The following is a 10733-nucleotide window of genomic DNA, read 5'->3' as shown; positions in this document are numbered from 1 at the left end:
TGGCGGGAATCACCCCTGGTTCAGGGCCTCGATCAGCTCCAGGGTGTGCCGGTTGTACGCGGCGACGATCCGCTGGGCCCGCTCGACGTCCCGGCAGGCGATGGCCTCCGCCAGCTCGGCGTGGCGGTGCCACAGTCGCCCCCGGAGGTCGCCGAGGTGGCGCAGCAGGGGGACGGTGAAGATCCAGCTCTGCACCCGGAGCCGGTCCAGGAAGTCGGATATATAGGGGTTTCCTACGAGTCCGGCCATCTCCCGCCAGAAGCGGAGGTCGTAGCCGATGAGGATGTCGAGATCGCCCGCGAGGGCGGCCCGCGCCGCCTCGTCGGCCCGGCGGCGCACGGAGGCCAGCGCCTCCGGGGTGGCCGTGTCCAGCGCCTGCTCGACGGAGCGCCGGAACATGCCCTCGACGACGAGCGTGCGGGCCTCGATCATGTCGCGGAAGTCGGCGTGCGAGAACTCGCGCACCCGGTAGCCCCTGTGCAGCTCGACGTCGAGCAGGCCCTGCGAGCAGAGGTCGAGCAGCGCCTCGCGGACAGGGGTGGCCGAGACCCCGTACTGTTCGGCGATCTCCTTGACGGTGAACTGCCGCCCCGACGGGAGCCGCCCCGCGATGACCTCGTCGCGCAGGGCTTCGGCGATCTGTGAGCGCAGCGTCGTGCGCTTGACAGCCTCGCTGCCTGGCATTGGTCCTTCGTCTCCCTTTCCGTGGCCGCACGCCTGGCATGCGAACGGCCCTCGCAACCATAGGCGAGGGCCGACGTCGGGCGATATGACCGTGCGCACGGGACGGTGAACGGTACCTGATGCTGTGCGCGTGCTGTGGGAGTGGGTACCGGCGGTACGGCCCCGCCCGGGGAGCCGGGCGGGGCCGTACCGCCGGTCAGGCCGCGTACCGGTCCGCGACCGCGAGGGCCTCGTCCAGGGCCGCCAGACCCCGCTTCGCCTCCTCGTCCGTGATGGTGCACGGCGGCACCACGTGCACCCGGTTCATGTTCACGAACGGCCAGAGGCCCGCCGCCTTGATCGCCGCCGTGACGGCCGCCATCGGCGCGTTCGCCTCGCCCGCCGCCGCGTACGGCACCAGCGGCTCGCGGGTGCGGCGGTCGCGGACGAGTTCGACGGCCCAGAAGACGCCGAGGCCGCGGACGTCGCCGACGGACGGGTGGCGCTCGGCGAGCTCGCGCAGGCCGGGGCCGAGGACGTCCTCGCCGATACGCGCCGCGTTCTCGACGATCCCCTCCTCCGCCATCGCGTTGATCGTCGCCACGGCGGAGGCGCAGGCCAGCGGGTGGCCGGAGTAGGTGAGACCGCCCGGGTAGGGCCGTTGCTCGAAGGTGGCGGCGATCCCCGCCGAGATGGCGACGCCGCCGAGCGGGACGTAGCCGGAGTTGACGCCCTTGGCGAAGGTCAGCAGATCGGGGACGACCCCGAAGTGGTCGGCGGCGAACCAGCGGCCCGTCCGCCCGAAGCCGGCCATGACCTCGTCGAGGATCATGACGATGCCGTACCGGTCGCACAGCGCCCGGACGCCCGGGAGGTAGCCGGGCGGCGGGACCATGATCCCCGCGGTGCCGGGCACGGTCTCCAGGATGATCGCGGCGATCGTGCCCGGGCCCTCGAAGGCGATGGTGTCCTCCAGGTGCCGCAGCGCGCGCTCGCACTCCTGCTCCTCGTTCTCCGCGTGGAACGGCGAGCGGTAGCGGAACGGTCCCCAGAAGCGCACCACACCGGCCGAGGCCGTGTCGGAGGGCCAACGGCGCGGGTCACCGGTGAGGTTGATCGCGGCGGCCGTGGCGCCGTGGTACGAGCGGTAGGCACTGAGCACCTTGGGGCGGCCGGTGTGCAGCCGGGCCATCCGGACGGCGTTCTCGACCGCCTCCGCGCCGCCGTTGGTGAAGAAGATCTTGTCGAGGTCGCCGGGGGTCCGCCCGGCGATCAGCCGCGCGGCCTCGGAGCGTACGTCCACGGCGAAGCCCGGCGCGATCGTGCACAGCCGGCCGGCCTGCTCCTGGATCGCGGCGACGACCTTGGGGTGTTGATGGCCGATGTTGGTGTTGACGAGCTGGGAGGAGAAGTCGAGGTAGCGGTTGCCGTCGAAGTCCCAGAAGTACGAGCCCTCGGCACCGGCCACGGCCGGCGGGTCGATGAGGCCCTGCGCGGACCAGGAGTGGAAGACATGGGCGCGGTCGGCGGCCTTGACCGCCGCGGCGTCGGTGGGAACGGGCTGGGTGCTCACGGGCGTGACCTCTGATCGGTTGATCGGCAGGCGCTGTCGGGCCGAGCCTAGGTACCCGGGCCGGGCCCGGGTACCGGCACTGTGTCGGCCGCCGGGCGCCCCCGTGGACACAGTGCCGAGTGGGCCGTCCGGCCGGTGGACACCCCCGCAAATCGCCGTGCGGGAAATCCGCATTCGGCGGTTTCCTCCTGCTACGGTCTTTCGCGGTTGCAGTATTGGTCCCATTTGTCATGTGCGCCTGAAGGTCCGTGATCTCGGGCGCACTTGCGTTTTTCCCGGAGCCTTCGGAGTACGGAATTCCGCAGGGCGCCCCCATTAAGGAGATCGATCAGTTTGGCTACCGGCACCGTGAAGTGGTTCAACTCGGAAAAGGGCTTCGGCTTCATCCAGCAGGACGGCGGCGGCACCGACGTCTTCGCCCACTACTCCAACATCTCCACCCAGGGTTATCGGGAGCTCCAGCAGGGGCAGAAGGTCACCTTCGACATCACCCAGGGCCAGAAGGGCCCGCAGGCGGAGAACATCATCCCCTCCTGACCGAAGTCGGGCCGAAGTCGGGCCGGCGCCGGAGCGACGTCCGACCGGCGCGTCCGGCAGGATCGCGCGCCCCCGTTCAGGGCCGGGTATCGGTGATTTCGCCGTGCGGATACCCGGCCCTTTGCCGTGCCGCTATTCTCCGCCGTGGAACATGGGGGAAGGAGTGCCGGCATGGACGGCATCGAAGGTCTGTCGCCGGAGGATCCGCGCACGCTCGGCTCGTACCGACTACTGGGCCGGCTGGGCGAGGGCGGGATGGGCCGGGTCTATCTCGCCCGTTCCGGCCGTGGCCGCACGGTCGCGGTGAAAGTGGTCCGCCCGGAGCTGGCGGGTCAGGAGGAGTTCCGCCGCCGGTTCGCCCAGGAGGTGCGCTCGGCACAGCGGGTCGGCGGCGAGTGGACCGCGCCCGTGCTGGACGCGGAGACGGAAGCGACCGTGCCCTGGGTGGCCACCGGCTATATCGCCGGGCCCTCGCTGGGCCGGGTCGTCGGCCATGACTTCGGGCCGCTGCCGGAGCGGTCCGTCAGGATTCTCGGCGCGGGGCTCGCCCGCGCCCTCCAGTCGGTGCACGCCGCCGGGATCGTCCACCGCGACCTCAAGCCGTCGAACGTGCTGATCACCCTCGACGGGCCCCGCGTCATCGACTTCGGCATCGCCCGGGCCCTGGAGACCGTCACCGGCGCCGGCCTCACCCGTACCGGCGCGACCGTCGGCTCCCCCGGCTTCATGTCGCCCGAGCAGGTGCGCGGTGACACGATCACCCCCGCGAGCGACGTCTTCGGCCTCGGCTCGGTGCTGGCGTACGCGGCCGGCGGCCGGATGCCCTTCGGCGCGGCCGACAGCGCCGTGCACTCCGTGATGTACCGGATCGTCCACGAGCAGCCGGACCTCACCGAGGTGCCGGACGGGCTGCGGCAGCTGATCGAGGCGTGCCTCGCCAAGGAGCCCGCCGACCGGCCGAGCCCCGCGGAGGTCCTGGAGCGCACCGGCGTCCAGGACACCCTGGAGGACCTGCGGTCCGCCGAGCCCTGGCTGCCCGGCGGCCTCGTCGCCCAGCTGGGCCGGCACGCGATCAGCCTCCTGGAGGTGGAGGAGGCCGAGGAACCGGCGCGTCCGGCCACCGGCCATCCCGCCACGGTCGCCGAGCCCATACCCCCGGCGGCCGAGCCGCCCACCATCGCCGGACCGCCCCCGGGCGCCCGGCAGCCGGACCCGCCCACGCTCACCGCGCCGGGCGGCCCGTACCCCCACCACCAGCCGCTGCCGCCCCACATACCGGGGACGCCGCAGCCGGGGACGCCGCAACCGGGAATGCCCCAGCCGGGCCCGTACAACGGCCCGTACCACCACCCGACCGTGCAGGTCGGGCCGCAGACGCAGCCCTCCTCGAAGACGCCGTACCTGGTGGCCCTCGTCGTGGCCGCCGGGCTGCTGACGGGCGGCGGGCTGGTGTACGTGCTCAACCGCGACAACGGCGACAACAAGGCCACGGGCTCCGGCACATCGGCCTCCGCACCGGCACCCGGTCCCGCTTCGCCCGATTCGCCCTCCGCGCGGACCACCCCGCCCAGGACGGACCCCGTGACGCCGCCCACCGTCGCCCCGACCACCCAGGACCCCACCCGGGCCGGGGAGTATCCGGGGTACTCCGGCACCTGGCAGACCACCTTCGACAGCGGCGCGGGCGCCAACTACCGGACCATCACCGTCGCGGGGGCCGGCGCCACCATCGACGGCCGCGGCACCCTCTCCGACGGCACCGCCTACACCTGCCAGTGGCGGGCGACCGTGTCCGGCGGGGGCGGCGGCTCCCTGCGCCTGGGCCCGTCGTCCGTCACCCACGCGAACCCCGCGTCCGCCTGCCAGCCCGGATCCTCGTCCGACCTGACCCTGCTCCCGGACGGGCGGATGCGGCGCGACTTCACCGACTCCGGCACCAAGGACGCGTCGCTGGTCTACAGCAGGACGGGCTGAACGCTCGGTCGTAGGAGACGCGGGGCGTCAGCGGATGTAGTTCTTCAACGGCTCCGTATCGAGCGTGATGTTCACCGGGCCGGGAAGAGCGACCTGCTCTCCGAAGGGGGCACGGTGGATGTCGAGGTATCCGCGTTCCGGGTCAGGGTTGGTGTGTACGGCCACGACACCGGCGTCGCGGTCGACCAGAACGTGGACGGGGATGCCGGCGGCAGCGTAGGCGGCCGGCTTCTCCTGCCGGTCGCGGCGGTCGGTGTCCCCGTCGTACGAGGTGACCTCGACGGTCATCAGCACGCCGTCGGGGTCCGCCCACTCGCCGTGCCCGGCGAAGTGATCCACGGGCACGAGCGCGCCGTCCGGGCGGGCCCTGCCCTTGCGGTATTTCCCGACCTTCAGTCCGCGGGTGGTGTAGAGATCGAGCTCGGGGCGCACCTGCATGCAGCGCCTGAGCAGCCACATGATGATCGCGTCGTGATCCCCGTCGGCCACCGGCTTCTCCTCGATCCGTCCGTTGATGAACTCCAACGTGACGGTCTCGGGCGCGGCGGAGGCGATCTGCTCGAATTCCTCCACCAGCATGTGCGACGTGCGCTCGGCCATAACCGTCATGTTGCACTCCCTTCCAGGCGAAGGCCAGCCTTGCCGACCTTTGACAGGCACCGGCTCCCTTTTCCTGCCGCTCCCCCGGACGGGTGACGGCTTGGGGCTCGGCCCCGCACGGGGCACGGGGCCGAGCGGACGGACGGACCGACAACCATGCGCCCACGCCCCTCCCTGGTGCCGACGTGCCGGTGTTGCTGTCGGTCCGTGGTGCGGGAGGGGGCGCTACAGGCCCGAGGACGGGACCGGATACCTCTGGGTCACATGGCCTCCGTGAGTTGCTCCGGTGTGACGCCCGCCTGTCGCAACACATTCGCGAGCGTGCCCTTGGGAACCGGGCTGCGGTGCGGCACGACGCACACAACGCTGCCGCGCCGCATGACGGTGTGCGAGCCCTTGCCGGCCCGGCGTGTGAAGCCAAGCTGTTCCAGGGCCTTGATAAGCCGCTCGGATGAGATCTGTGGGAGCGGCGGCATCAGGCGGCACTCACCGTCACATCGACATCGCCGGACCAGGAACCGGCCTGCCGGGCGGCGATTTCTTCCGCGTCCTCGCGAGAAACCTCGGCGAAGTACAGCTCGAGAGCCTCACTGATCATCGCCTTTGCCTCGGCGAGGTCGCTGCCCCAGCTCGTCGTGCCGGTGACCGGCTCCAGAGCGTTGTAACCGCCTTCGTCCGGCGTGTAGAGGATGTGGAACGTGACGCGCTGTTCGGGCATTGCGGTCTCCCGTTGAGGTGGGGCTCGTATCCGCCGTCGAGTCTATGGGCGGCGCCGGCGCGGCCGTCGGCCCGAGTGGCAAGGGCCCCGGCCCCGCGCCGGAGCGCGAGGCCGGGCGGGCGGCCTACGGCTGGTGCGTTCCCCCGCTGCCCCCGCCGTCCTTCCGGCAGTCCGGCGTGCGGTCGGCGGACGTCGTCACGGGCGCGCCGTCGAGGGCGCGGCAGAGCTGCGCGTGCAGGTGCTCCGCCTCGGCGGCGGAGAGCCGGAGGACGAGATCGGCGTGGAACCGGCCGTGATGCTCCAGCCACAGGGGGACGACGATGCCGCCGTCGGCCTCACGGCGGACGGGCTTGCCGGGGACCCGGCTGACCCGCAGCCCGTGGCGCGGAGGGAGTGGCGGAAGCGGGGGCAGCGGGACGGGGTTCGGGGTGATCATCACGCGGCCACCGCCCGGGGAGCGAGCGCGACGGCGGGGGTGCCGATGCGGTGACCGTGGATGGCCCAGGGGCCGATGTCGATGCCGTCGAGCGCGAGCGCGAGGGCGGTACGGCGCCGGCGCTGCTCATGGGTGAGGCGGTAGGGGTGGAAGAAGGGGGTGAGGTCGGCGCGGGCGGCACACCGGTCCGGCGCCCCGGGCAGCGGTGGCGGTGTGAGGGCGCGGACGAGGAGGCAGAGGCCGGATGTGGTGCGGACGTGCCGCGCGGCGGGGCGGGCGGTTCCGGTACCGGTGCGGCACGAGCCGTACGGCGCCGCGGCAGCGCGGCGGCGCGCTCCCGTGGCCGGGAACAGCAGGTTCAGGACGAGGGAGAGTGTTCGTTGCAGGACGAGCCCGATACGGTTGGGCATGCTGACGCTCCTATGCGGCGTTGGCCAAGCCCCGGGGCGCGGACACGCCGCCGGGGCCCTTTGTTTCCGCGCCACAACCTCGCGGGCCACGGGCGGAGTTGAGACCGTAGCGCCAACGCTCATCAGCTATCAACGTTTGTACGTCGAGACCGCGTAAATGGCATATGCCAACCATGCCCACGCCCTGCAGAAACCTTCCATCAAACGAGAACCTAAGCAGAACGACCGAACTTCTCGTTCGCGACTACCACCAGGAGGGCCCGGAGAGCGGCCGGGGTGGTACTGAGAACCACGCGCGGATCATCACTCTCACGCACAAGAACCTCGCCCCAACTCGCGGCGATTTCCAGGCAGTTGTCACCCATCTCCGAGAATGAGGACTTGCGCCACCGTATACCCATGTATCCCTCACGCCCTCATAGCCCACGCATCGCGGAACGAATGAAGTCCCGCGACGATCGCGGGCTCATAGCGAGTTGCCGCATCCGTTCCACGACCGTGCGGTAGTTCGCAAGATGCGTCTCCGAGTGGAGAAAAGTCGACCCGGTTGGGACATCGATCTGCACTGTGTCGAGCTGCGGAACCGGCCCCTGCACGTAAAGCGTCGAGGAGCTACCGGAACTCGGGTAGCTCCCAGCGGCGAACGGAACAACGCGGATGACCACGTGCTCGCGCGTCGACTGCTCCAGCAAATAGCCCAACTGGGCCTTGATCACAGCGTTGGAACCGAACCTCATCCGCAAGGCCGCCTCATGGATGAGGAAGACGCACTCAGGTGGGCGCGGCAGCTCCAGCACACCGTGACGCTTCATCCGGAAGGCGATCTTGCGGTCCAGATCATCCGGCGCCAGCGACGGCACAGCCTCCTGGAAGACGGCACGCGTGTAGTCCTCGGTCTGGAGCAGGCCCGGCACATGCGTGATCTGCACACCACGCAACCCGACCGCGTAATACTCCATCTCCGCAAGATCCAGAGCCGTGGCGGCGAGCACGCCCCGGTACTCGTCCCACCAGTTTTTGTTCGCGGCGCGGCGCTCCTTGGCCATCTCCGCGAGCGCGTCGACGTACTCGTGATCCGGGCAAGAGTAGTTGCCCGCCCAAACACGTACCCGGTCGGCACTCACGCCGAAACGACCCGACTCCGTGTTGCTGATGGTGGTCTTGTCGGTGCGGTGCAACACCGCCGCTTCGACGAGCGACAGACCGACCCGCTCGCGCATTTTGCGGAGTTCCACACCCAACCGCCGCTGCCGCTCGGTCGGGGGCTTCCTGACCGACATCACGCTCCCCCTCGCACCACAGTGTCGACCGCACACTGTGGCACAAACGACGGCGCCCCGGCGGTCGATGACCGCCGGGGCGCCGTCACGCAATCGCGCCGCTTACGACAGGAACGAGTTGATCTCGATCGTCTCGTCGCGGCCCGGGCCGACGCCGATCGCGGAGATCGGCGCGCCCGACATCTCCTCCAGCGCCTTGACGTACGCCTGGGCGTTCTTCGGCAGGTCGGAGAAGGTCTTGGCCTTGGAGATGTCCTCGGTCCAGCCCGGCAGCATCTCGTAGATCGGCTTCGCGTGGTGGAAGTCGGTCTGGCTGTAGGGCAGCTCCTCGACGCGCTTGCCGTCGATCTCGTACGCGACGCAGACCGGGATCTGCTCCCAGCCGGTGAGCACGTCGAGCTTGGTGAGGAAGAAGTCCGTCAGGCCGTTGACGCGGGTGGCGTAGCGGGCGATGACCGCGTCGAACCAGCCGCAGCGGCGGTCACGGCCGGTGGTGACACCGCGCTCGCCGCCGATGGTGCGCAGCGCCTCGCCGTCCTTGTCGAACAGCTCGGTCGGGAACGGGCCGGCGCCGACGCGCGTGGTGTACGCCTTCAGGATGCCGATCACGCGGTTGATCTTCGTCGGACCCACGCCCGCGCCCGTGCAGGCGCCGCCCGCGGTCGGGTTCGAGGAGGTGACGAAGGGGTACGTGCCGTGGTCGACGTCGAGCAGCGTGCCCTGGCCGCCCTCGAAGAGGACGACCTTGCCCTCGTCGATGGCGTTGTTCAGGACCAGCGTGGTGTCGGCCACGAAGGGCTTGATCTGGTCGGCGTAGTCCAGCAGACCGTCGACGATCTTCGCCGGGTCGATGGCGCGGCGGTTGTAGAGCTTCGCCAGGAGCTGGTTCTTCAGCTCCAGGGCCGCCTCGACCTTCTGGGTCAGGATCGACTCGTCGTAGAGGTCCTGAACCCGGATGCCCACGCGGTTGATCTTGTCGGCGTAGGTCGGGCCGATGCCCCGGCCGGTGGTGCCGATCTTGCGCTTGCCGAGGAAGCGCTCGCCCACCTTGTCGAGAGTGACGTTGTAGGGCGTGATCAGGTGCGCGTTACCGCTGATCAGCAGCTTGGACGTGTCGACGCCGCGCTCGTTCAGCCCGCTCAGCTCGGAGAGCAGGACAGCCGGGTCGACGACGACGCCGTTGCCGATGACCGGGGTGCACCCCGGCGAGAGGATTCCGGAAGGGAGAAGGTGGAGCGCGTATTTCTGGTCACCCACGACGACCGTGTGGCCGGCGTTGTTGCCACCTTGGTAGCGCACCACGTAGTCGACGGATCCACCGAGGAGGTCGGTGGCCTTTCCCTTGCCCTCGTCACCCCACTGAGCACCGAGCAGCACAAGTGCGGGCACAGGCGTACACCCCTTCCGGGCGGGGCATGTCCAACGTGCACAGGTGGCCTGCCGCCCGCGTGATACGGGCGTTCACCACCGCTAGAGCCGTCGAACCGGTGCCCCGGATAGACGAAGCCCCTGGCGCAACAGCGACAGGGGCTCTTGCACCGAGAGATTACCTGAGGAAGGACGAAGGTGTCGGCTCCAGACCCGAGCGGAGCGCAGCTGCTCGTCGTCATCGACCCGGTCGCCAGGCGTGTGGACGGCGAGTCCACGCGGATCGCGAGGGATGTGCTGTGCGCCGGAGCGGTGGCCAAAATCTGTCTCCCGGGCGGTCCGGAGGAGGTGGCGCGGGCCGTCGCCCGGCGCGGACGGCGGCGGATCGTCGTGATCGGCGACGACCGGGCCCTGCTGCGAATTGTGGGCCTGCTCCACCGCCGCCGCGAGTTGGCGGACGCCCCGCTGGCGTGGGTACCCGTCGGGGCGCTCCCCGCGGTGTCGGTGGCCCGGGTGCTGGGCGTGCCCCTGGGGACCGTGGCGGCCGCCAGGGCGGTGCTGGACGGCGCGGAGCGGCGGCTGGGCCTGCTGGCCGACGAGAGCGACGGCGTCGTCCTGGGCGGCCTCTGGGCGCCCGCGGGGGCCGTACGGGCGGGCCGGGCGGACGACCGGAGCCCGTCGGCGGGGGCGGCGGTCCCCGCGCCCGGCAGCGGCCCGGACGGGGGCCCCGGCGGGCACCAGTCGTGGTGGACGCCGGCCGCCCGGACCGCCCGTACGGCCCTGACGCTGCTGTCCGGGCCGGCGGCGGGGCGGCATCCGCTGCCCTCGGCGACGCGGCTGCGGGTGGAGGCGGACGGGGAGGTCCTGGCCGATCTGGACCGGCCGGTCGGGCGGGTCGCGGTGGCGGCCGTGGACGGCCTGGCCGAGGTCGTCGTCCACGCCGGCGACCCGGCGGGCGCCCCGCTGCGGGTCCTGGCCCGCACGGTCACGGTCTCCGGCCCGGACTTCCGCTACCGCGCCGACAACCGCGTCCGGGGGCCGGTACGGACCCGGACGTGGACGGCGGTCGGGGACGCGTGGGGGCTGACGCTGCCGCGGGAGTGACCCGTTTGTGGGCAATCGTTCCGCAGGGCGGAACGGGTGGGCACAAACCGGCCCACCGGGCCGCACCGTT

At 71.1% G+C, this 10733-nt stretch carries 13 protein-coding genes; 3 read left to right on the top strand and 10 right to left on the bottom strand.

All coding sequences use genetic code 11. From position 1 onward, the window contains the following. Positions 1-9: 9 nt before the first annotated feature. Complete coding sequence (locus ACFYZR_RS08990) at positions 10-684, bottom strand: GntR family transcriptional regulator (RefSeq protein WP_391907125.1); 675 nt, start codon at positions 682-684, stop codon at positions 10-12. A gap of 196 nt (positions 685-880) precedes the next feature. After that, positions 881-2236 carry an aspartate aminotransferase family protein gene (locus ACFYZR_RS08985; RefSeq protein WP_391907122.1) on the bottom strand — a complete coding sequence of 452 codons (1356 nt, stop codon included), beginning with the start codon at positions 2234-2236 and terminating at the stop codon, positions 881-883. A 333-nt stretch (positions 2237-2569) separates the two neighbouring features. Between ACFYZR_RS08985 and ACFYZR_RS08980 the strand changes: the two genes are divergently transcribed. Both ACFYZR_RS08980 and ACFYZR_RS08975 read left to right on the top strand, forming a co-directional pair. Beyond that, positions 2570-2773 carry a cold-shock protein gene (locus ACFYZR_RS08980; protein ID WP_391907119.1) on the top strand — a complete coding sequence of 68 codons (204 nt, stop codon included), beginning with the start codon at positions 2570-2572 and terminating at the stop codon, positions 2771-2773. A gap of 171 nt (positions 2774-2944) precedes the next feature. Continuing rightward, entirely contained in the window at positions 2945-4747 is a 1803-nt protein-coding gene (locus tag ACFYZR_RS08975; RefSeq protein WP_391907116.1) for a protein kinase, read from the top strand. A gap of 27 nt (positions 4748-4774) precedes the next feature. On the opposite strand, the gene ACFYZR_RS08970 is transcribed toward ACFYZR_RS08975, so the two are convergent. From ACFYZR_RS08970 to ACFYZR_RS08935, 8 genes are all read right to left on the bottom strand, one after another. Beyond that, complete coding sequence (locus ACFYZR_RS08970) at positions 4775-5356, bottom strand: Uma2 family endonuclease (protein WP_391907113.1); 582 nt, start codon at positions 5354-5356, stop codon at positions 4775-4777. A gap of 251 nt (positions 5357-5607) precedes the next feature. Next, positions 5608-5823 (bottom strand): type II toxin-antitoxin system HicA family toxin, encoded by a 216-nt coding sequence (locus tag ACFYZR_RS08965; protein WP_189455762.1) that lies wholly within the window; start codon positions 5821-5823, stop codon positions 5608-5610. Then, complete coding sequence (locus tag ACFYZR_RS08960; protein ID WP_189455760.1) at positions 5823-6065, bottom strand: type II toxin-antitoxin system HicB family antitoxin; 243 nt, start codon at positions 6063-6065, stop codon at positions 5823-5825. Before ACFYZR_RS08960 ends, ACFYZR_RS08965 begins: the two co-directional genes overlap by 1 nt. A 124-nt stretch (positions 6066-6189) precedes the next feature. Next, the gene (locus tag ACFYZR_RS08955) at positions 6190-6501 is read right to left on the bottom strand and encodes a hypothetical protein (protein ID WP_391907109.1); all 312 of its coding nucleotides are present in this window, start codon (positions 6499-6501) and stop codon (positions 6190-6192) included. Continuing rightward, a complete protein-coding gene (locus ACFYZR_RS08950) occupies positions 6501-6911 on the bottom strand; it encodes a hypothetical protein (RefSeq protein ID WP_391907107.1) in 411 nt (136 codons plus the stop codon). Before ACFYZR_RS08950 ends, ACFYZR_RS08955 begins: the two co-directional genes overlap by 1 nt. 212 nt (positions 6912-7123) lie before the next feature. After that, on the bottom strand, positions 7124-7312 hold the full coding sequence (locus tag ACFYZR_RS08945; protein WP_391907104.1) for a DUF397 domain-containing protein: 189 nt from the start codon (positions 7310-7312) through the stop codon (positions 7124-7126). Positions 7313-7327: 15 nt separating this feature from the next. Beyond that, positions 7328-8191, bottom strand: a complete 864-nt coding sequence (locus tag ACFYZR_RS08940) for a helix-turn-helix domain-containing protein (protein WP_391907103.1) — start codon at positions 8189-8191, stop codon at positions 7328-7330. Positions 8192-8293: 102 nt separating this feature from the next. Beyond that, positions 8294-9580, bottom strand: a complete 1287-nt coding sequence (locus ACFYZR_RS08935; protein ID WP_391907100.1) for an adenylosuccinate synthase — start codon at positions 9578-9580, stop codon at positions 8294-8296. 177 nt (positions 9581-9757) lie between these two features. Here ACFYZR_RS08935 and ACFYZR_RS08930 point away from each other — a divergent pair, with 177 nt between their 5' ends. Beyond that, on the top strand, positions 9758-10663 hold the full coding sequence (locus ACFYZR_RS08930; RefSeq protein ID WP_391907098.1) for a diacylglycerol kinase: 906 nt from the start codon (positions 9758-9760) through the stop codon (positions 10661-10663). Positions 10664-10733 lie beyond the last annotated feature (70 nt).

Origin of the sequence: Streptomyces sp. NPDC001678, from assembly GCF_042892945.1 — a bacterium.
Lineage (GTDB): Bacteria > Actinomycetota > Actinomycetes > Streptomycetales > Streptomycetaceae > Streptomyces.
The sequence above is the reverse complement of the archived record's forward strand: the minus strand, read 5'-3'. Positions and strand labels throughout refer to the sequence as shown.

Coding starts and splice junctions, on each gene's coding strand:
- ACFYZR_RS08990 (WP_391907125.1), bottom strand. CDS start 684: ATGCCAGGCAGCGAGGCTGTCAAGCGCACGACGCTGCGCTCACAGATC.
- ACFYZR_RS08975 (WP_391907116.1), top strand. CDS start 2,945: ATGGACGGCATCGAAGGTCTGTCGCCGGAGGATCCGCGCACGCTCGGC.
- ACFYZR_RS08970 (WP_391907113.1), bottom strand. CDS start 5,356: ATGACGGTTATGGCCGAGCGCACGTCGCACATGCTGGTGGAGGAATTC.
- ACFYZR_RS08965 (WP_189455762.1), bottom strand. CDS start 5,823: ATGCCGCCGCTCCCACAGATCTCATCCGAGCGGCTTATCAAGGCCCTG.
- ACFYZR_RS08960 (WP_189455760.1), bottom strand. CDS start 6,065: ATGCCCGAACAGCGCGTCACGTTCCACATCCTCTACACGCCGGACGAA.
- ACFYZR_RS08955 (WP_391907109.1), bottom strand. CDS start 6,501: ATGATCACCCCGAACCCCGTCCCGCTGCCCCCGCTTCCGCCACTCCCT.
- ACFYZR_RS08950 (WP_391907107.1), bottom strand. CDS start 6,911: ATGCCCAACCGTATCGGGCTCGTCCTGCAACGAACACTCTCCCTCGTC.
- ACFYZR_RS08945 (WP_391907104.1), bottom strand. CDS start 7,312: ATGGGTATACGGTGGCGCAAGTCCTCATTCTCGGAGATGGGTGACAAC.
- ACFYZR_RS08940 (WP_391907103.1), bottom strand. CDS start 8,191: ATGTCGGTCAGGAAGCCCCCGACCGAGCGGCAGCGGCGGTTGGGTGTG.